This window comes from Erwinia oleae, assembly GCF_000770305.1.
GTDB classification, from domain to species: Bacteria; Pseudomonadota; Gammaproteobacteria; order Enterobacterales; family Enterobacteriaceae; genus Erwinia; species Erwinia oleae.
The window spans coordinates 53,477-72,657 of the sequence record NZ_JNVB01000009.1; the positions used below are offsets into that span (position 1 = coordinate 53,477).

Genomic DNA, 19,181 nt, shown 5'->3' on the forward strand with positions numbered 1-19,181 from the left:
GTTTCACTCAATGGTTCGATGAGGGTTTAACGTGCGCCAGCCAGCGTTTTTCCGCCAGGCGGAACAGACTAATCAACACATAAGAGATAATCAGATAGAGCACGGCGGCGATGCCGAAGGCGGTAAACGGCTGATAAGTCGCCGAATTGATATCCCGCGCTACCTTCAGCAGATCCGGCACCGTGGCGGTAAACGCCAGCGCCGTCGAGTGCAACATCAGAATCACTTCGTTACTGTAGGCAGGCAGCGCGGTACGCAGCGCCGAAGGCAGAATGATGCAGCGGTAAAGCCTGAAGGTTGAGAAGCCGTAGGCGCGGGCCGCTTCGATTTCGCCGTGCGGCACGCCGCGAATGGCACCGGCGAAAATTTCTGTGGTATAGGCGCAGGTGTTCAGCGTCAGCGCCAACAGCGTACAGTTAAGCCCGCTGCGGAAGAAAGCGTTAAGCAGATCGCTGCCCTTCACCACCTCAAGCGTATACATGCCGGAGTAGAAGACCAGTAGCTGAACGTAAAGCGGCGTACCGCGAAATACGTAAGTAAACAGCCAGACCGGCAAGCGCACCGCTTTATACGGCGATACACGGGCAACGGCAAGCAGTACCGCGAGACAGCCGCCCAGTGCGACAGAAATCACCAGCAGCCAGAGGGTAATCGCCACGCCGGAAAAGCGGTAGCCGTCGCTCCACAGCAGCGCCTGCCAGTACTCCTGAAGGATCTCAATCATAGCTCTGCCCTTTTCACACCGACGGAATAGCGGCGTTCCAGCCACCACAGCACGCCGTTAGAGAGCGTGGTGAATACCAGATAGATAATGCCTGCGACGATAGCGAACCAGAAAGGCTGCCAGGTGCTTTTGCCCGCCAGCTGCGTGGCCTTGACCACATCCTCCAGCCCCAGCAGAGAAACCAGCGCCGTCGCTTTGAGAATAACCTGCCAGTTGTTGCCGATACCGGGCAGCGCAAAGCGCATCATGCAGGGAAACAGGATGCGACGGAAAATTTGCGAATCGGTGAAACCAAAGGCCGTGGCCGCCTCAATTTGCCCTTTCGGCACCGCCATATAGGCACCACGAAAGGTTTCGGTGAAGTAGGCGCCGTAAATAAAACCGAGCGTGATGATCCCGGCGACCATCGGGTCGATATCAAACTGGTTGATGCCAGCCAGGTCAGTGAGGGCGTTCAGCGCAATTTGCAAACCATAAAAGATCAGCAGCATTAACACCAGGTCGGGCACGCCGCGAATAAGCGTGGTATAGCCGCCTGCGATCAGGCGAAGCAGACGATTGCCCGACAGCCTGGCGCCCGCGCCGATGAGTCCAAGAATTACGGAGAGCAGCACTGAACTGAGCGCCAGTTCAAGCGTTACTAATGCGCCCCTGAAAATGACGTCCGAATAGCCATACAGCATAAGCGTGTCCTGTCTTTATCTTTTAACAACGGGGGCCGCGCGGCCCCCTGTGACAGGTTTTACTTAACCGCCATAAACGTCAAAGTCGAAATATTTTTTTGCCAGTTTATCGTAGGTGCCGTCTTTGCGGATTTCATCAAACGCTTTATCAATAGCCGCTTTCAGATCCTGATCGTCTTTGCGCAATCCGATACCGGTGCCGATACCAAAGATTTTATCGTCTTTTACCGCCGGGCCGGCGAAGGCATAATCTTTACCGGCCGGCTGCTTGAGGAAACCTTCGCTGGCGGCGACTTCGTCCTGGAAGGCGGCATCGATACGTCCTGCGGTCAGATCCTGATACACCAGATCCTGATTCGCGTAAGGCGTGACGGTCACGCCCTTGGTGCGCCACTGCTGATTGGCGTAGGTTTCCTGGGTGGTGCCCTGAAGCAGACCAATGGTTTTACCCTTCAGCGAATCAATGTCAGGCAGGATTTTTGAGCCCTTCGGCGCAATCAGGCGCGCGTTGGCGGCATAGAGTTTTTCGGAGAAGGCAATCTCCTGCTGACGTTTTTCAGTGATCGAAAGGGAAGAGATAATGGCGTCGATTTTCTTCGCCTTCAGGGAGGGGATCAGCGCGTCGAAATCGCTTTCCACGTAAGTGCATTTGGCTGCCATACGTTTACAGATCTCGTTCGCCAGATCGATATCAAAACCCACCAGCTGTCCCTGCGCGTTTTTAGACTCAAACGGGGCATAGGTAGGATCGGTGCCGATACGCAGCGTTTTTGGCGCGGCTGCCAGCGCGCTGCCCGCAGAGGAGATCGCCAGGAGCAGAGAAAGAGCCAGGACCTGCTTTTTCATAGATTACCCTCGAAGTGTCTTTTATGATCTGATGTGTCAGCCTGTTGAATACTCTGTTCATTTGCAGCTTTCATGCCAGCTTGCGTTTATCCGGCAGGCCGGTGCCGATAACGGCGCTGAAAGTAGCAACATGATAAAAATATATAACAGGTTTGTGGAGACGAGGCGGTAACTATGTTGCATTTTGGTGCACTGCATGCACGAAATGCGATTCAGCGCGCGATTACGCACTTTTTTAGTGCATAACGCTGAGCGTTATGCACCTTGCCAGCGCGTGAAAAGATCCTGATCCAGTTCAATATCAAACTGGTCAAACACGCGATTAACGGTCTGGTCGACAATGTCCATCACGTGTTGCGGGCGATGATAAAAGGCGGGAACGGGCGGCATAATGATGGCACCCATTTCGGCGGCGGTGGTCATGATGCGCAGATGCCCCAAATGCAACGGCGTCTCGCGCACGCAAAGCACCAGACGGCGACGCTCTTTCAGCACCACGTCCGCCGCTCTGGTCAGCAGGCCATCGCTGTAGCTGTGAACGATACCGGAGAGGGTTTTCATTGAGCAGGGCAAAATCGCCATGCCGTCGGTTTTAAACGAGCCAGAGGAGATGCTGGCGGCGATATCGCGCACGTCATGTACCACGTCGGCCATCGCCTGAACGTCACGCAGGGCGTAGTCGCTCTCCAGCGCCAGCGTCTGACGCGCTGCCTGGCTCATCACCAGATGCGTTTCCACATCTTTAACCTGCTGCAATACCTGGAGCGCGCGAATGCCATAGATAACGCCGCTGGCGCCCGTGATACCAATGATGAGTCGTTTCATGCATTACCTGCGTATGTCGATCGTGAAATAGCCGTCGCGCCAAAAAAATGGGCCGGAATCGCTTCCGGCCCATCATACCTGCTGATGCGCAACTTATTAACCTTCGTTGTGCATTTCCAGGTTTTCCACCTCATTCTGACGCGCCATGGCTTTTGCGTCGTCGTTGCGCAGCGACTGTAAATACTCAAGGTAGCGCTGATCGACATCTTTGGTGACGTACACGCCGTTAAAAACGGAACACTCAAACTGTGCGATGTCCGGGTTTTCTTCGCGTACCGCTTCAATCAGGTCATCAAGATCCTGGAAAATCAGCGCATCTGCACCGATAAGCTGGCGGATCTCTTCCACTTCACGGCCGTGGGCAATCAGCTCTGTCGCACTGGGCATATCAATGCCATAGACGTTCGGGAAGCGAATTTCCGGTGCGGCCGAGGCGAGATACACTTTTTTCGCACCCGCTTCGCGCGCCATTTCGATAATCTGCTCCGAGGTGGTGCCGCGTACGATAGAATCATCCACCAGCAGCACGTTTTTGTCGCGGAACTCGGCGCGGTTAGCGTTCAGCTTGCGGCGAACGGCGCTGCGGCGCTGATGCTGTCCCGGCATGATAAAGGTGCGGCCCACGTAGCGGTTCTTCACAAAGCCCTGACGATAAGGCTTGTCGAGAATACGCGCCATCTCCAGCGCGATATCGCAGGAGGTTTCCGGAATGGGGATCACCACATCAATATCCAGATCTTCCCACTCGCGGGCGATTTTCTCACCCAGCTTGGTGCCCATACGCACGCGTGCGCTGTAGACGGAAATTTTGTCGAGGAACGAATCCGGGCGGGCGAAATAAACATATTCAAACAGGCACGGATTAAACTTCGGATTCTCCGCGCACTGACGGGTGAACAGCTGCCCTTTTTCAGTGATGTAGACCGCTTCGCCCGGCGCCACATCGCGCAGGAACTCAAAGCCAAGCGTATCCAGCGCCACGCTCTCCGAGGCCACCATATATTCGTTGCGGCCGTCCTGCATGGCGCGCTTGCCGATCACCAGCGGACGAATGCCGTTAGGATCGCGGAAGGCGACCAGGCCATGACCGATAATCATTGCCACACAGGCATAAGCGCCGCGCACGTGCTGATGGACAGCGGTGACGGCGGCAAAAATGTTTTCGGCTTCCAGCGGATAATGCTGCGCGCGATCCAGTTCCTGAGCAAAAATATTGAGCAGGATCTCGGAATCAGAGGTGGTGTTAACGTGACGGCGGCCGCTTTCGAAAAGCTGCTTACGCAGCTCGTGCGCGTTAGTCAGATTGCCATTGTGCGCAAGGGTAATGCCGTAGGGCGAGTTGACATAGAAGGGCTGCGCTTCTGATGCACTGGAACTGCCGGCGGTGGGATAACGAACGTGGCCGATACCCATGTTGCCCTGCAAACGCTGCATATGGCGGGCTTCAAATACATCGCTGACCAGACCGTTCGCTTTACGCAGACGGAAGCACTTTAATGCATCAATGGTAACGATGCCTGCGGCATCCTGCCCACGGTGCTGTAGCACCGTTAACGCGTCATAAATCGACTGGTTGACCGGCATAAAACCGGCGATCCCGACAATACCGCACATGTGGTCATTTCCTCATAAGCCGCAACCCCGGCTCAATTACCGGGGTAAAAAACTCGACGTACTTTTCAGATAGTCGAAAAACCACCTGATGACGTAACTGAACTGGGGAACTAACTGCGACTGCTGCCAGTCCGCGCTTTTCGAGAAGCCGGTGAACGTATCAAGAAAGAACAGCATCGCTGACACGATCAGCACGCCGCGAAGCGCGCCGAAACAGACACCGAGCACTCTGTCCGTTCCCGACAGGCCGGTTTTCTCAACCAGCGAACCGATAACGTAGTTGACGATAGCGCCAACCAACAGGGTAGCGATGAAAAGCACCCCGATGGCAATGCCGTTTCGAACCAGTTCGTCTTCAAAGCCGGTAAACCAGACGGCAAGGAAAGAGTAGTAATGGCTGGCGACAAAAAATGCACAACCCCAGGTCACGAGCGACAAAGCCTCCCGAACAAACCCGCGGATCAGGCTGACCAGTGCCGAAAAACTAATAACACCAATAATGACGTAATCTATCCAGACCATGAACTCTTCCAGCGCAGATGCCCCGCATCCAGTTCGGGGCGAATTCTAACAGAAAAAGAAAACGTTTGCGTACGGTTTTCCTCAGCCATATTGATTAAACGGGCGCGCGTAAAAAAACGGCATTTCTACAGCGAAACGGCGCCTGAAAGCAGGCAATCGGCACCGGCGGCCAATCGCCTGATTTGCGTCGATTAATTTACTTCCTGCGCCGCCTGCGGGCGCAAGAGCCGCCATAAATTCTCATTGACGCCCAAGGCACAGCCTCTCACAACGAAAGGCAAAAACGCGGGCGGCGCGTCTTTGTCAACGTGCACTGTAGGGTTTCACCACGCCGCTCAATCCGGAGATCCCCTGAAGCTGACCGACCGCCGCCTGCATTTTCGCTTTAGAGGCGTCCGGCCCGACATAAATGCGGGTGATCTGCCCCTGCACTGGCGAAGACGGTACGGTAAAGGCGCGGTAACCAGACAGGCGCAGTTTCGCAACTATCTCATTCACCTTGCTGGCGTTTTTCAGCGCGCCGAGCTGAACGACGTAGGCTTGGCCGGACGGCGCGCTCTCCTGGGGCGCAGCCTCTGGCGGCGGCGTTTGCGGTTGAACCTTCTCAACCGGCTTCGGCGGTGTTTTCTCCACCGGCTTCGGCTGTGGTTTCGGCTTCTCAACCGGCACAGGTTTTGGCTGTTGGACCGGCGGCGGCGCGACAACCGTCGGCGGGCTGTCGGTCTGCGGTGCGGTTGAGCCGCTCTCCGCCTGTGAACTGTTTTCGCCGTTATTGCCGCTCACTGCCGATCCCGCACCTTCCGGCGGTTGCGCAGGCAGCGCCTGGGTTACCGGCGGCGCCATGTCGGTTTCCTGCTGGTCGCCCGGTTTCGGCACCAGCGGAATGGCCGCAAACTCTTCTTTATAGTGCTTTTTCTTTCCGTCCAACAATCCCGGCAGGATGATGACGCCCAGCGCCACGATGATCACCGTGCCGACTAAACGGTTCTGAAACTTACTTGCCACTGCCCTTCTCCGTTTCCAGCACTTCCATTACCTGCGCCACGGTGTGGAAAGAACCACACACCAGCACAATATCCTGTTCTGCGGCCTGTTCAAGCGCCTGTTCAAACGCGGCGGCGACGCTCGGGAAAACCCGTCCGGCTGGCAGATGCGCGATAAGCTGTTCTGCCGTTGCGCCGCGCGGCCCTTCCAGCGGCGCGCAGAACCATTCATCCACCACCGGCGTCAGACAGGCCAGCGTACCGGCGATATCTTTATCGTGCAGCATGCCTGCCACCGCCAGCACTCTGCCGGCGCTCTGCAACGTGCGCAAACGATGGGCAAGGTAAGCCGCCGCATGCGGGTTGTGCGCGACGTCAAGGATCACCTTCGGCGCCTGCTGAACCGTCTGAAACCGTCCCGGCAGCATCGCTTTGTTAATCCATTCGCGCACGACGGCTTCGTCGACCGTGAGCGAAGAGGCCCGCAGCGCCGCCAGCGCCGTCGCCGCATTCGCTAGCGGCACCTGCGGCAGCGGCAGGCCGCTCAGCGTGCCGTTTGCATCGCTAAACGTCCAGCTGTCGTCGGTTGCGCTGAACGACCAGTCACGCCCGCGCCTGACAAGGTGCGCGCCCAGAGCGTCGGCGACCTCCGCAATGCTTTGCGGCATCGCCGGTTCGCCCACAACGGCAGCTTTGCCGCGGCGGAAAACGCCCGCTTTTTCACGGCCGATGCTTTCGCGATCCGGGCCCAGCCAGTCGGTATGATCGAGCGCGATGCTGGTGATCACCGCCACGTCAGCATCAACGATGTTTGTTGCATCCAGCCGCCCGCCCAGCCCCACTTCCAGGATCGCCACGTCAATTTTAGCGCGTCTGAACAGCCACAGCGCAGAAAGCGTGCCGTATTCAAAATAGGTAAGCGAGGTGTCGCCGCGGCCCGCTTCGATAGCGGCAAATGAGGCGGTATGATCGGCTTCTGCCAGCTCCTCTCCCTGAATGCGCACCCGTTCGGTATAGCGCAGCAGGTGCGGCGAACTGTAGACGCCAACGCGATAGCCCGCCGCCATCAGCAGCGTTTCCAGCGTCCGGCAGGTGGTGCCCTTGCCATTGGTGCCGGCGACGGTGAAAACGACCGGAGCGGGTATTAACAGATCGAGGGCGGTTGCGACGCGCTGAACACGCGTCAGACCCAGTTCAATAGCCTGAGTGTGTAAATTCTCAAGATAATGAAGCCACGTGACCAAAGGCGACGTGGCTTGAGGAAGATTATCCATGTGTCCCGTTCACTGCGTTACGGTGAATTGGGGGAAGAGCCGCTGCCCTTCCCGTCAGTATTCAGGCTTCAGGGCTGTCGGGGGTTTCTTCAACCACCTCTTTCAGGCTCTCTTCCTGCGGCGCAGGCAGGTTCATCATTTTCGCCAGGATGCTCGCCAGCTTAAAGCGCATCACCGGCCGACGGATGATCATGTCAATAGCGCCTTTTTCAATCAGGAACTCGCTGCGCTGGAAGCCCGGCGGCAGTTTTTCACGTACGGTCTGCTCAATAACGCGTGGACCGGCAAAGCCAATCAGCGCTTTCGGTTCAGCGATGTTCAGGTCGCCCAACATAGCAAAACTGGCGGAAACGCCGCCCATGGTGGGGTCGGTCAGTACGGAAATATAAGGCAGACCGCGCGCCTGCATTTTGGCCAGCGCGGCGCTGGTTTTCGCCATCTGCATCAGCGACATCAGCGCTTCCTGCATGCGCGCGCCGCCGGAGGCTGAGAAACAGATCATCGGGCAGTTATCTTCCAGCGCCTGTTCAACAGCGCGGACAAAACGCGCCCCTACGACTGACCCCATTGAGCCGCCCATAAAGGAAAACTCAAAGGCGGCGGCCACAACCGGCATGCCGTGCAGCGTGCCTTTCATCACGATCAGCGCGTCTTTCTCGTTGGTCTCTTTCTGTGCCGCAGCCAGACGATCTTTATACTTCTTGGAGTCGCGGAACTTGAGCACGTCTTTAGGCTCCAGTTCGCTCCCCAGTTCGATCAGCGACCCCTCATCCAGCACGCTGTGCAGACGGTCACGACCGTGCATGCGCATGTGATGATCGCATTTAGGGCAAACTTCAAGATTGCGCTCAAGCTCGGCGCGATAGAGGATCTGGCCGCAGCTGTCACATTTTGTCCAGACGCCTTCCGGGATACTGGCCTTGCGCGTTGTGGTGGTTGTACTCTTATTGAGGATGCGTTCAATCCAGCTCATTGATGACCTGTTATGTTGTTTATCGTGTTAAATCAATTAGTTAACACAGATTATCGTTTGAGAATTAAACGACATTACATCATAAAACAGCGCATCGCGCTACACATTCATCAATGCATTACCGCGACATTTCGAGGGGTAAAACGGGAGCGGACGCCTTATATATCAGGGCCGCCGTTGTTGATGCGCGACCGGATGGAATGTCTATACTTAAACAGACCCCACCCCGTAAGCCTGTATAAAAAGGCGCGGAATGTAGATTGCCCCGTCGCCGGGGCTTTTTTATTTATTAAATATGTTCCGGCGCATCGCACGGCGCCGGAGAGTTCAACTCACGACTCCCGTTTCGCTTTGCTGCGATGACGAATGATTTCAATCACGCCGGGCAGAATCGACACCAGTATTATCGCTACGATCAGGTAGTGAATATTTTGCTGGACGGCAGGCAAATTGCCAAAGAAATAGCCCGCATAGGAAAACAGGATAACCCACAGCAGGCCGCCAGCCACGTTATACAGCGCAAAGTGACGATAGGACATTTTACCCATACCGGCCACGAACGGCGCGAAGGTCCGCACAATCGGCACGAAGCGCGCCAGAATGATGGTTTTGCCGCCGTGGCGCTCGTAGAACTGATGCGTTTTTTCCAGGTAACTGCGGCGGAAAATTTTCGAATTGGGGTTGCTGAACAGCCTGTCGCCAAACAAGCGACCAATTGTATAGTTTACCGCGTCGCCCAGAATGGCCGCGATGCACAGCAGCAGCGCCATCAGATGAACGTTCAGCGCACTGTCGGGAATGGCGGCCAGCGCACCGGCCACAAACAATAGCGAATCGCCCGGCAGGAACGGCGTCACCACCAGCCCCGTTTCACAGAACAGGATCAGAAACAAAATGGCGTAGATCCAGACGCCGTACTGGGCAACCATTGCCTGCAAATGAACATCAATATGCAGGATAAAATCGATCACGGTGTGAATCATTTCCATACGTGTTTCCTTCAATACGCCAGCAGGTTTAATCTTCCAGGAAGAGCGGCCCCATCGGTGGACGGGGTAAGTCATAACGTTCGGGATAATCGACCGCCACCAGGTACAGCCCTTCGGCTCTGGCGGTAGCGGCAGCCAGCGTGCGATCTTTCGCCGCCAGCAGCTCGGCCATCCAGCTCTCCTGCTGATTCCCACAGCCTATTTCCATCAGGCTGCCAACGATATTGCGCACCATATGATGCACAAAGGCATTGGCTTTGATGTCAACGATCACATATGCGCCTTTACGGCAGACGTTCAGGTGAATCACATTGCGCCACGGCGTCCGCGACTGGCACTGCACGGCGCGAAACGACGTGAAATCATTTTCGCCCAGCAGCGCCTGTCCGGCACGCTGCATTTTCTCTGCATCCAGCGGGTGATAAAAATGGGTGACGCCGCCGTTAAGTATCGCCGGACGCAGCCGCCGGTTGTAAATGACGTAGCGATAACGCCGCGCCGTAGCGCTGAAGCGTGCGTGAAAATCTTCAGCGACGGCTTTCACCCAGCGCACGGCGATGTCGTCCGGCAGATTGGCATTCACGCCCAGCGTCCAGGCTGCATCCTTGCGTATTGACGTGGTTTCAAAGTGCACCACCTGCCCCGTGCCGTGCACGCCCGCATCGGTTCGGCCCGCGCAAAATACGCTGACCGGATGGTTCGCCACGCTCGCCAGCGCTTTTTCCAGCTTCTCCTGCACGCTGCGCACTTCCTGCTGACGCTGCCAGCCATAGTAGCGGCTGCCGTCATACTCAATGCCAAGCGCGACTTTCTGTCGCGGTTGCCCTTCTGACATCAGTACAGATACTCCTGAACCAGTTTTTCCGCCGTTTTGACGGCCATCAACGCGCCGCCGAAGCGCACGTTGTCCGCCACGGACCAGAACTGCAACATCTCCGGTACGCCGTAGTCATTGCGCACGCAGCCAAGACTGAGATGCGCGCTGCCTGAGGCATCGCCCACCTGGGTGGGATAACTGTCCTCTTCCGAGAGAGCGATATCCTCCTGCTGCTGAAAGGCGTCGCGCGCCTCTTCGGCCGACATGGGCCGCAGGTTTTCAATATGAACAATCTGCGCGTTGCCGTAAAATACCGGCGCCTGCACCACCGAAACGGTGATCGGCAGCCCTTCATCCTGCATCACCTTGCGCGCCTGATCGACCAGACGTCGTTCGGCTAACACGCTCCCTTCACTGTCGGTCAGCTGCGGCAGCATGTTAAACGCCAACTGGCGACCGAAAAACGTCTCTTCCGCCGGCAGCCCGTTAAGCAGACGCGCGCTTTCACCCGCCAGTGAATCCACTGCGGCTTTGCCATGCGCCGAGGCGGCGATCAGGCTGGTGACCTGAAGCCGCCCCAGACCGGCCACGTCGGTCAGCGGTTTGATAGCGCACAGCAGTTGGCTGACGGTGCTATCCGCCACGCTGATAATGTTCCGATTGCGGTAGTCGCCCAGCGCCTGCGGATTGACATCAGGCACCACCAGCGGCACGTCCGGCTCCAGCGCAAAGAGATCGCTGGAATCAATCACCAGGCAGCCGCCGTTGGCCGCGTCTTCCGCATAGCGCGCCGAGGCTTCACGCCCGGCGGCAAAAAACGCCAACTGCACGTTTGACCAGTCAAATTCAGCAGCGTCGGTCACCATCACCGACCGGCCTGCAAAGCGCAGCGTCTCGCCCGCGCTGCGTTCGCTCGCCAGCAAATACAACTCACCAACCGGGAATTCACGCTCGGCCAGTAACTCCAGTAAAGCGCCCCCTACGGCACCTGTCGCGCCCAGTAGCGCAATATTCCAGCCGTCAGACATGTTGGTTTACTCCAGAGAAAAAAACAGGGCGGTGGAAAACCGCCTCAGGAATGTGGATGAAAGAGCGCGTTAAAACCCAGCTTCGCCAGCAGCGTTGCCGTCTCCTCGACGTCGCACTGCACCATCAGCGAAGACCATTCGCGTCGTTCAAGGTAATTTTTACGCAGGCGGTCAAATTCGCCCGGCGTGCCTGCCGCTTTACGAAGCGGAGCATCATCGCGGCGCACATCATACACCAGATGCACTAACCTTTTCAGCGTCGGCTGATCGAGCTCGCCATGCAGGGTGATGCGGCCAAACTCCGGCGCGGGCAGCAGCATCTCCAGCGCAACCTGCTGCGGCTGGCCAATAAACTGTGTCCAGGCCTCAAAGACCTGGGTGGTGCCGCGTGCCTTGCCTTCCAGCGTGTAACCCGCAATGTGCGCGGTGGCGATATCAACCTTCTTCAACAGCGGCAGGGAGAGATCCGGTTCCGGCTCCCAGACGTCAAGCACCACGCTGAGATCGCTGCGCTGTTGCAGCACGTTGAGCAGCGCGTGGTTATCCACCACCGCGCCACGGCAGGCGTTGATCAGGATGGCATTCGGCTTCAGCGCCTTTAACAGCGCCTCATCGGCCAGGTGCAGCGTTTTATATTCGCCCTGCTTAAACAGCGGCGTATGAAACGTGAGGATGTCCGCATCCGCCACCAGCTCAGCAAGCGGGCGGAAATCACCTTCGTCACCGCGATCGGCGCGAGGCGGATCGCACAGCAGCGTCCTGATACCCAGCGCCTCAAGGCGCGCCTGAAGACGACCGCCGACGTTGCCGACGCCGACGATACCAACGGTGCGGTCGCGAAGCTGAAAACCGTCGCGTTCGGCGATCAGCAGCAGCGCAGAGAAAACGTACTCGACAACCGCAATGGCGTTGCAGCCAGGCGCAGCGGAAAAGCCAATGCCCTGCGCTTTCAGAAAATCCTCATCAATATGATCGGTTCCGGCGGTGGCGGTGCCGACAAATTTTACCGTTTTTCCGTCGAGCAGCGCTGCATCCACTTTGGTGACTGAACGTACCATTAATGCATCGGCGTCGTTAAGCGCCTCCTGCGGTACCGGTCGTCCGGGCACCGCGACAACCGTACCGGTGCGGCTGAACAGCTCGCGCGCGTAAGGCATATTTTCATCAACGAGGATTTTCACAATCAGATTCCTGCTTTGGCACAGTGAGGCGCAATATTCTGCCACAAACCCGCAGGCGGGATAACCCTTGGAGGTGATGAGGAGACAAAACCCGCGTACACTCGCTGTCTCACAGAATAATTGAAAGAGCTAACTTCCTGCCATGAATGCCCTGTTTCCCTTGCTGGCCGTGCTTATCTGGTCGGTCAACGCCATCGTCAGTAAAATCTCCGCAGGCGCTATCGATCCGGCGGCGATCTCCTTTTATCGCTGGCTGTTGGCGCTGCTGACGCTGACGCCGTTCGTGCTGCCTGCCGTCTGGCGTAATCGTCAACAAATTGGTGCGGAATGGTGGAAGCTGTTGGTACTCGGCCTGCTCGGCATGGTGCTTTATCAGAGCCTGGCCTATTACGCCGCACACAGCGTCAGCGCGCTGTTTATGGGTATATTAAACGCGCTGATCCCGCTCCTGACGGTGCTGATTGGCCTGGTGTTGTTACGGCTGGCGCCTACGTACGGCGTAGTGCTGGGCAGCCTGCTCTCCTTCAGCGGCCTGGTGTGGCTGGTCAGCCAGGGAAATCCTCAGCAACTGCTGACGCACGGCATGGGCAAAGGCGAACTGATGATGTTTGCCGCTTCCACCTCCTACGCGCTTTACGGCGTGCTGACCAAACGCTGGGCCATTGCCCTGCCGAACTGGCAAAGTCTGTATGTGCAAATTGTCTTTGGCGTGCTGCTGCTGACGCCCAACTTCCTGCTGGCGAAAGACGTCTCGCTTAACCTGAATAATATCCCGCTGGTGCTGTTTGCAGGCATTCCGGCATCGATTATCGCCCCGTTTATGTGGATCCAGGGCGTAATGCGGATGGGCGCCAATACCGCGTCGATTTTTATGAACCTGACGCCGATTTTCACCGCCATCATTGCGGTGCTGTTCCTGCATGAGGCGCTGCACAGCTATCACTATATCGGCGGCGGCGTGACCTTGCTGGGCGTGCTGCTGGCTCAGCGTCTGCGAACCCCACTACGTCTGAAAAGGAAAGCGCTGAATGAGGAGAGCGGCGAGCGGTAATATTGCGGTAAAAAATAGCGTTTCTGTACTGTCGACTACTACCTATCGCCGGGCGGGATTGCTATCATAGCGCATCTTTTTTCCGGCGCGCCCCGGATTCGCCCTTCAGTTAAGGATTCAGCCATGCAGCCTCTCAGTGGCCCCGGTGCGCCGATACCCGGCGATCGCACGACGATCGATACCCGCCCCGGTCAGACCGGCCCCGGAGACCAGCCTCTTTCGCCCGCGCAGCGCACCGCGCTTGAAAGACTGATTGTGAAAATTATGGCGCTCAGTTCGCTGAAATCGCCTGAGCTGTGGGCCGGGCTGCGCCACGAAGTGGGCGTGAAAAACGATGCAGGGCTGCTGTCGCGCCACTTTCCGGCGGCGGAGCAGTTTCTTAACACGCGTCTTTCACAGGTGCAGGACAGCCACGCCACGCGCCAGTTGCTGCAACAGCTCACCGACCTGCTGCCGCAGGGCAACAATCGACAGGCGGTCAGCGATTTTATTCGTCAGCAGTTTGGTCACACCGTGCTCAGTTCGCTTAACCCCGATCAGCTCCGCCAGGTGCTGACCATGCTGCAAAACGGTCAGATGACCATTCCTCAGCCGCAGCAAAACCGTATTACCGATCGCACGCTGCTGCCCGCCGAGCACCAGACACTTAATCAGCAAATCGCGCGCCTTGCCGCCGCAACCGGCGAACAGCCAGTGAAGCTGTGGGCAACGGTGTTGAACATGGTGAATCTTCACAGCGGCGATCCCATTCCGTCGCGCGTTTTCCCGCTGCTGACGCAGTATCTCCAGGCCAGCCTGGCGCTCAGTCAGCACACTACGTCACCCGGCCTGCCGATGCTGCTGGCCTCGCTGAAAGTGCCGCCCGACCGCGACGAGCAGCGAATGCTGGAAGACGCCTGTCAGCAGCGTTTTCAGCAGCCTGCCTCCGCCCCGCTTACCCTATTACAGGCGCAGGATCTGCTCAATCTGCTGTTTGCCCGCCGCGCAGAGCGCCAGCGCGAACAGGCGCTGGCCGACAGCGAAATCAACCCACAGCCGATTGTCGCGCCCCTTTATGGCTATGTGCCGCCGGTGCTGCAACCTCTCGTCAACAGCCCGATGCTCAGCATCTTTGTCGCGCTGGTGGTGATTGGGTTCCTGCTGTGGATTTTTCTTTAACGTCAGTGAAAAGCCTAACAGCCGCACTCATGCGGTCTGGCCTGTAAAGGCCATTCTCCCGCTTCTTTCCCCTGCGTGACGGGATGACCATCGCGCAGCCAGAAATCCAGCCCGCCAATCAGCTCTTTGACCTTAAAACCGGCTTCCGCCAGCTTCAATGCGCCTTTGGTTGAGCCATTGCAGCCAATGCCATCGCAGTAAGTGATACAGACCTTTTCTCTGTCGAGTTGCGCCAGGCTTTCTGACGTCATCAGACGATGCGGAAAGCTTATTGCGCCGCAGATGTGCCCGGCCTGATATTGCTCGGGTGAACGTACGTCCACCACCACAATTTCAGCAACGTGGTTCGCCAGATCCGTGGCGACATCCCATGCGTCGGCATAATACGCGAGCTTCTCGCGCAGCCAGTTTTCGCTCTGGCCAGGTGACGGTGGAGGAAAAGTTAAAACAACCGATGTTGGCTTCATAAAAACTCCTTTAAGCAGATGTGGCTCAATGATAGGGTGAATCGGACCGGTCAATAATACCCATTTACCCCTGACAATAAGACCCATATGCCCTTAACATCGCTCCCACTGATTTCACTTTTTGCTTCACAGAAAGGGCAAACCAAAGCCGAAAAAATGTGCGGTATGCTCAGACAATTAATTATTCGCGGCGCGCTTCGGCAGGGAGAACGTTTACCCTCATCACGGCTGTTGGCCAGCGACCTCTCGCTTTCACGCGTTACGGTTGAGGCTGCATACGGTCAGCTTGAGAGTGAAGGGTATTTGCGGCGTGAGATCGGACGCGGCACCTTTGTGGCCGTTGTGTTGCCTGACGGCGCCCTGAAGAAAAAAAGCGCCTGTGCGCTGTCGCCTCTCATTTCGGCGCGTGGCAGGCAAATTATTGCCACCGACGGCTGTCGCGAACCGCCCTTCCCGCAGGCATTTGCCGCTGGTTCACCCGACCTGAACGCCTTCCCGCATGTTATCTGGCGGCGACTAATGAATCAGCGATTGCGTAATACCCCCTCTGCGCTGCACTCATACGGCGATCCACAGGGGCACAGTGAACTGCGCGAGGCGGTGGCCCGCTATCTTGCGCTCTCTCGCGGCGTCCGCTGCGAGGCTGAGCAGGTGATGATCCTCACCAGTTCGCAACAGGCTCTGCACATGCTGGCTTTGCTGCTGTGCAATGACGGGGATGCTGTGTGGATGGAAGAACCGGGCTACAGAGGCGCCCGCAACGCGTTTCTCGTCGCCAATGCACAATTAGAGGCCCTGCCGGTTGATAACGAAGGCGCCCGGCTGCCTGCGGCTCCCACCGCTCGCCTCGCGTATCTCACGCCGGCGCATCAGTACCCTTTAGGCATGACGATGACGCTGGCGCGGCGTCTGCAATGGCTGGAATTCGCCCGCCGCCATAGCTGCTGGCTTATCGAAGATGATTATGACAGTGAATTTTATTATCACGATCGTCCTCTGCCTGCGCTTCAGGGGCTGGATGAACACAATCGCGTACTCTACCTCGGCACTTTTTCAAAAGTTCTTTTTCCCTCTCTCAGGCTGGCTTACCTGGTGGTGCCGCCCGCACTGATCGATCCGCTTTGCCGTTTGCGCAGCGTGATGGATGGGCACAGCGCCCAGTTGATGCAGGTTGTTACCGCAGACTTTATCAATAACGGCCACTTTCAGGCCCATCTGCGCCTGATGCGGCGCTTATATGGAAGCCGTCGTGAAACGCTGCTCAATGAGCTGAACATGAAGCTCGGCGATAAACTGCTGATCGTGCCGCATGAGAGCGGGCTACAGCTGACCGTTACGCTGCCCGGCAACGACGAACAACAACTGACCCGCAGAGCCGGAGATTCAGGTTTGGTGCTGCCACGCCTGTCGCCCTTATACCATGGCGAACCGCAACGTCATGGCTGGCTGCTCGGTTTTTCCGCCCTGCGCAGCGCCGAGATCGTTAACGCGGTAGAGACGCTGGCGCGTTGTTTCCGGTGAACGATTATGCAAAAAACGCCAACACAATCATTATCAGCAGCGGCAGGAAAGAGAAATCAGTACAGGGGAAACGTGATAAAAACCCGGCCTTATGGTCGGTCGAAGGCGGGTTCAGTGGTATTCATTGACCTGTTTATCGGTGCCGCACAGCAGCACGGGTTGACCGGCAGTAATGCTGTCACAGTAGAGCTGATACCTGCTTTTACTGATACCTGCGCCGCACCACAGCAGATGGTGATCGTAATGGCGTTGTGACACGGCTGGCGTTTCGCTGACCTCCGAAGAAATCTCAACGCAAAAACCTTCACCCGTAAGCCGGATGGCCTCAAGCCATATTTCTGTAGTATCGGTAACGCTTATCGCTTCAAGAAAAAGCGGCGTCGCGCAGTTGCGATCCGCAGCGCGGTTGATGGAATAAAAATGAAGAATCACGCAGTGATGAAAACGTTCCAGACGCTGTTCAGCGCCCTGACGGCGGTCATCCCGCAGCCAGCGATTCAGCGGACGCATCAACAGATTGATAAAGTCCTCACTGGAGAAGTCCCCCGCCATATTTCTGACACTTCTGAGCAATGCCCGCTCTGAACCAAACTCCAGCAGCCACAGCAGATCGCCTTTTCGCGCGGGCCATCCGGTCAGACGATGTGACGCAGCGTCTGTATGACTCCACTGGATCTCATTCAATGATGCGCCGCCCGCGGTATGCGCTTTAATCAGGTAAATCTCATCAAGCTGCGCTTCGCTCCACCCTTCCCGGGGATTTTCAGTAGAAATTAACCCACGCCGCTGCCAGCGGCGCAGATTGGCCTCATGCGTTCCGGTAAGTGCGCAGACGGTTTCAGTTGTGTGAAAAATCATTACCTGCCCTCATGTGAGGGGAATGGCCGCCGATGGGATCGGGGATGAAGAATCATTGTGACCCTTTCAGAAATTAAAAGATACCGGGCAAATGCAATTTAGTGTGTATGCGTACAGTTTTACGTAAAAAGACCGCACAGGCGCAGGAAGATAGCAGCCCTCCCTCAGTACCTGCTTTTAAGACCAGTTGGCAATGTCTGATGAATTTTGTCAGAAACGTCCTGTCCGCATATGGATATGTAATAAAAATAGGTAAATTAAAACATTAATTTATTTTGCCAGAAGCGATTTTCAGACGAGGAATGTTGTGCATTGTCACACTTTTGAATCTTTTTTAAACGTTGCGCGATATCTCGCCGCAGTACCACAGTTTAAAAAAGTTTGTTTGTTAAAAAAATAGTTTAACCGGTTAATTATTTAACATTTAATTTACATTAAAGAGGTGGAAAATGTAGTAAAAATCCAACCGCAAACCTAAAATTAACTTATTTTTAACTAAAAAATACTTAAATATTAACAATAATGGGCATTCATCACATTTCTTTTACATAACTGCATGAGTCCTTCCCTTCGCTTGTTATCTTTCTGATGTGGCCATCGCCACGTCTTACCTGACGATAAGTCTGCCTCAAGCAGACAACATGGCGGTCAATCCGCGCCCTACGACAAAGGTATAGTTATGAAACTCAACCTCGCATTATACGCCTGTGTGGCTTCTGCCAGCATGCTGTTTACAACACCAACCTGGTCTGCTGAAAAACATGATATCGCCGTCGTGGCCAAGGTCACCGGCATTCCGTGGTTTACCCGTATGGAAGTGGGCGTGAAAGAAGCCGCGACCAAACTGGATGTGAATGCCTATCAGGTGGGCGGCTCGACGGCCGATCCGGCTCAGCAGGTGAAAGTCATTGAGGATCTGATCGCCAAAAAAGTGGATGCCATTATTGTGGTGCCAAACGATGCGAAAGTGCTGGAGCCGGTACTGAAAAAAGCCCGCAGTCAGGGCATTGTCGTACTGACGCATGAATCCCCCGACCAGCAGATTGGCGAGTGGGACGTGGAAACTATCGACAGCCAGAAATACGCCGAAAAGAACGTGGATGAGCTGGCCTCGGCGATGGGCGGCAAGGGTGGCTACGCCATCTATGTCGGCTCGCTGACCGTGCCGCTGCACAATGCCTGGGCCGATGCCGCTATCGCTTACCAGAAGAAAAAATATCCAGAGATGCACGAGGTGACGTCACGTCTGCCCGTGGCGGAAAGCATTGATAAATCCTATGCCACCACGCTTGATCTGATGCGTACCTATCCCGACCTGAAAGGCATCATTGGCTTTGGTTCCCTCGGCCCGATCGGTGCAGGTCAGGCGGTGAAAAGCAAACGTGCCAAAAACAAAATCGCCGTGGTCGGTATCGCCATGCCTGCACAGGCCGCGCCTTACCTGGCCACCGGCGACGTCAAAAAAGCGTTGCTGTGGGATCCTAAAGATGCTGGTTTTGCGCTGGTGAGCCTGGCCGATCAGATCCTCGACGGCAAGCAGGTGACCGAAGATCTGACCATCGACGGCATCGGTAAAGCGGACGTGGACATGAAAACGCACGTAATTCGCTTTAACCGCATCCTTGAAGTGACAAAAGATAACGCTAAAACGCTCGGTTTTTAATTAC

19 protein-coding genes are annotated in these 19,181 nt (G+C 56.3%); 4 read left to right on the forward strand and 15 right to left on the reverse strand.

Translation table 11 applies throughout. From position 1 onward, the window contains the following. Window positions 1-7: 7 nt before the first annotated feature. From GS12_RS04755 to pdxB, 13 genes are all read right to left on the reverse strand, one after another. Window positions 8-724 carry an ABC transporter permease gene (locus tag GS12_RS04755; protein WP_034944398.1) on the reverse strand — a complete coding sequence of 239 codons (717 nt, stop codon included), beginning with the start codon at window positions 722-724 and terminating at the stop codon, window positions 8-10. Beyond that, a complete protein-coding gene (locus GS12_RS04760; RefSeq protein WP_034944400.1) occupies window positions 721-1,407 on the reverse strand; it encodes a histidine ABC transporter permease HisQ in 687 nt (228 codons plus the stop codon). Before GS12_RS04760 ends, GS12_RS04755 begins: the two co-directional genes overlap by 4 nt. A gap of 63 nt (window positions 1,408-1,470) precedes the next feature. Beyond that, the gene (argT, locus tag GS12_RS04765; protein WP_034944403.1) at window positions 1,471-2,253 is read right to left on the reverse strand and encodes a lysine/arginine/ornithine ABC transporter substrate-binding protein ArgT; all 783 of its coding nucleotides are present in this window, start codon (window positions 2,251-2,253) and stop codon (window positions 1,471-1,473) included. 255 nt (window positions 2,254-2,508) lie between these two features. Next, window positions 2,509-3,078, reverse strand: a complete 570-nt coding sequence (locus tag GS12_RS04770) for a UbiX family flavin prenyltransferase (protein ID WP_034944405.1) — start codon at window positions 3,076-3,078, stop codon at window positions 2,509-2,511. Window positions 3,079-3,174: 96 nt separating this feature from the next. Further along, a complete protein-coding gene (gene purF, locus GS12_RS04775) occupies window positions 3,175-4,692 on the reverse strand; it encodes an amidophosphoribosyltransferase (protein ID WP_034916146.1) in 1,518 nt (505 codons plus the stop codon). 36 nt (window positions 4,693-4,728) lie between these two features. Further along, complete coding sequence (gene cvpA / locus GS12_RS04780; RefSeq protein ID WP_034916147.1) at window positions 4,729-5,214, reverse strand: colicin V production protein; 486 nt, start codon at window positions 5,212-5,214, stop codon at window positions 4,729-4,731. 303 nt (window positions 5,215-5,517) lie between these two features. Further along, window positions 5,518-6,219 (reverse strand): cell division protein DedD, encoded by a 702-nt coding sequence (dedD, locus tag GS12_RS04785; RefSeq protein ID WP_034944408.1) that lies wholly within the window; start codon window positions 6,217-6,219, stop codon window positions 5,518-5,520. Next, the gene (gene folC / locus GS12_RS04790; RefSeq protein ID WP_034944411.1) at window positions 6,209-7,471 is read right to left on the reverse strand and encodes a bifunctional tetrahydrofolate synthase/dihydrofolate synthase; all 1,263 of its coding nucleotides are present in this window, start codon (window positions 7,469-7,471) and stop codon (window positions 6,209-6,211) included. The genes dedD and folC overlap by 11 nt, the downstream gene beginning before the upstream one ends. 61 nt (window positions 7,472-7,532) lie before the next feature. Next, window positions 7,533-8,444 carry an acetyl-CoA carboxylase, carboxyltransferase subunit beta gene (accD, locus tag GS12_RS04795; protein WP_034916153.1) on the reverse strand — a complete coding sequence of 304 codons (912 nt, stop codon included), beginning with the start codon at window positions 8,442-8,444 and terminating at the stop codon, window positions 7,533-7,535. A gap of 332 nt (window positions 8,445-8,776) precedes the next feature. Continuing rightward, window positions 8,777-9,433, reverse strand: coding sequence for a DedA family protein (locus GS12_RS04800; RefSeq protein WP_034916154.1), 657 nt, complete (start codon window positions 9,431-9,433; stop codon window positions 8,777-8,779). 28 nt (window positions 9,434-9,461) lie between these two features. Beyond that, on the reverse strand, window positions 9,462-10,268 hold the full coding sequence (truA, locus tag GS12_RS04805; RefSeq protein ID WP_034916155.1) for a tRNA pseudouridine(38-40) synthase TruA: 807 nt from the start codon (window positions 10,266-10,268) through the stop codon (window positions 9,462-9,464). Continuing rightward, window positions 10,268-11,278 carry an aspartate-semialdehyde dehydrogenase gene (locus GS12_RS04810; RefSeq protein ID WP_034916157.1) on the reverse strand — a complete coding sequence of 337 codons (1,011 nt, stop codon included), beginning with the start codon at window positions 11,276-11,278 and terminating at the stop codon, window positions 10,268-10,270. Before GS12_RS04810 ends, truA begins: the two co-directional genes overlap by 1 nt. Before the next feature lie 44 nt (window positions 11,279-11,322). Then, a complete protein-coding gene (gene pdxB / locus GS12_RS04815; RefSeq protein WP_034944413.1) occupies window positions 11,323-12,459 on the reverse strand; it encodes a 4-phosphoerythronate dehydrogenase PdxB in 1,137 nt (378 codons plus the stop codon). 142 nt (window positions 12,460-12,601) lie between these two features. Here pdxB and GS12_RS04820 point away from each other — a divergent pair, with 142 nt between their 5' ends. Then, complete coding sequence (locus GS12_RS04820) at window positions 12,602-13,510, forward strand: DMT family transporter (RefSeq protein ID WP_034944414.1); 909 nt, start codon at window positions 12,602-12,604, stop codon at window positions 13,508-13,510. A gap of 123 nt (window positions 13,511-13,633) precedes the next feature. Beyond that, entirely contained in the window at window positions 13,634-14,668 is a 1,035-nt protein-coding gene (flk, locus tag GS12_RS04825; RefSeq protein WP_034944415.1) for a flagella biosynthesis regulator Flk, read from the forward strand. 14 nt (window positions 14,669-14,682) lie between these two features. Here flk and GS12_RS04830 read toward each other — a convergent pair whose 3' ends face one another. Then, the gene (locus GS12_RS04830) at window positions 14,683-15,135 is read right to left on the reverse strand and encodes a rhodanese-like domain-containing protein (protein WP_034944416.1); all 453 of its coding nucleotides are present in this window, start codon (window positions 15,133-15,135) and stop codon (window positions 14,683-14,685) included. 87 nt (window positions 15,136-15,222) lie between these two features. On the opposite strand from GS12_RS04830, the gene pdxR reads away from it, so the two are divergent. Further along, the gene (gene pdxR / locus GS12_RS04835) at window positions 15,223-16,656 is read left to right on the forward strand and encodes a MocR-like pyridoxine biosynthesis transcription factor PdxR (protein WP_034944417.1); all 1,434 of its coding nucleotides are present in this window, start codon (window positions 15,223-15,225) and stop codon (window positions 16,654-16,656) included. A 111-nt stretch (window positions 16,657-16,767) separates the two neighbouring features. On the opposite strand, the gene GS12_RS04840 is transcribed toward pdxR, so the two are convergent. Beyond that, entirely contained in the window at window positions 16,768-17,514 is a 747-nt protein-coding gene (locus tag GS12_RS04840; RefSeq protein ID WP_034944418.1) for a MerR family transcriptional regulator, read from the reverse strand. Between the two features lie 679 nt (window positions 17,515-18,193). On the opposite strand from GS12_RS04840, the gene GS12_RS04845 reads away from it, so the two are divergent. Further along, on the forward strand, window positions 18,194-19,177 hold the full coding sequence (locus GS12_RS04845) for an autoinducer 2 ABC transporter substrate-binding protein (RefSeq protein WP_034944421.1): 984 nt from the start codon (window positions 18,194-18,196) through the stop codon (window positions 19,175-19,177). Window positions 19,178-19,181 lie beyond the last annotated feature (4 nt).

Excerpts from the sequence above, each read along its gene's own strand:
- GS12_RS04770 (WP_034944405.1), bottom strand. The coding sequence starts at position 3,078 with ATGAAACGACTCATCATTGGTATCACGGGCGCCAGCGGCGTTATCTAT.
- folC (WP_034944411.1), bottom strand. The coding sequence starts at position 7,471 with ATGGATAATCTTCCTCAAGCCACGTCGCCTTTGGTCACGTGGCTTCAT.
- GS12_RS04800 (WP_034916154.1), bottom strand. The coding sequence starts at position 9,433 with ATGGAAATGATTCACACCGTGATCGATTTTATCCTGCATATTGATGTT.
- GS12_RS04840 (WP_034944418.1), bottom strand. The coding sequence starts at position 17,514 with ATGATTTTTCACACAACTGAAACCGTCTGCGCACTTACCGGAACGCAT.
- GS12_RS04820 (WP_034944414.1), top strand. The coding sequence starts at position 12,602 with ATGAATGCCCTGTTTCCCTTGCTGGCCGTGCTTATCTGGTCGGTCAAC.
- cvpA (WP_034916147.1), bottom strand. The coding sequence starts at position 5,214 with ATGGTCTGGATAGATTACGTCATTATTGGTGTTATTAGTTTTTCGGCA.
- GS12_RS04760 (WP_034944400.1), bottom strand. The coding sequence starts at position 1,407 with ATGCTGTATGGCTATTCGGACGTCATTTTCAGGGGCGCATTAGTAACG.
- GS12_RS04830 (WP_034944416.1), bottom strand. The coding sequence starts at position 15,135 with ATGAAGCCAACATCGGTTGTTTTAACTTTTCCTCCACCGTCACCTGGC.
- pdxR (WP_034944417.1), top strand. The coding sequence starts at position 15,223 with ATGCCCTTAACATCGCTCCCACTGATTTCACTTTTTGCTTCACAGAAA.
- purF (WP_034916146.1), bottom strand. The coding sequence starts at position 4,692 with ATGTGCGGTATTGTCGGGATCGCCGGTTTTATGCCGGTCAACCAGTCG.
- GS12_RS04845 (WP_034944421.1), top strand. The coding sequence starts at position 18,194 with ATGAAACTCAACCTCGCATTATACGCCTGTGTGGCTTCTGCCAGCATG.
- GS12_RS04810 (WP_034916157.1), bottom strand. The coding sequence starts at position 11,278 with ATGTCTGACGGCTGGAATATTGCGCTACTGGGCGCGACAGGTGCCGTA.
- accD (WP_034916153.1), bottom strand. The coding sequence starts at position 8,444 with ATGAGCTGGATTGAACGCATCCTCAATAAGAGTACAACCACCACAACG.
- truA (WP_034916155.1), bottom strand. The coding sequence starts at position 10,268 with ATGTCAGAAGGGCAACCGCGACAGAAAGTCGCGCTTGGCATTGAGTAT.
- GS12_RS04755 (WP_034944398.1), bottom strand. The coding sequence starts at position 724 with ATGATTGAGATCCTTCAGGAGTACTGGCAGGCGCTGCTGTGGAGCGAC.
- argT (WP_034944403.1), bottom strand. The coding sequence starts at position 2,253 with ATGAAAAAGCAGGTCCTGGCTCTTTCTCTGCTCCTGGCGATCTCCTCT.
- flk (WP_034944415.1), top strand. The coding sequence starts at position 13,634 with ATGCAGCCTCTCAGTGGCCCCGGTGCGCCGATACCCGGCGATCGCACG.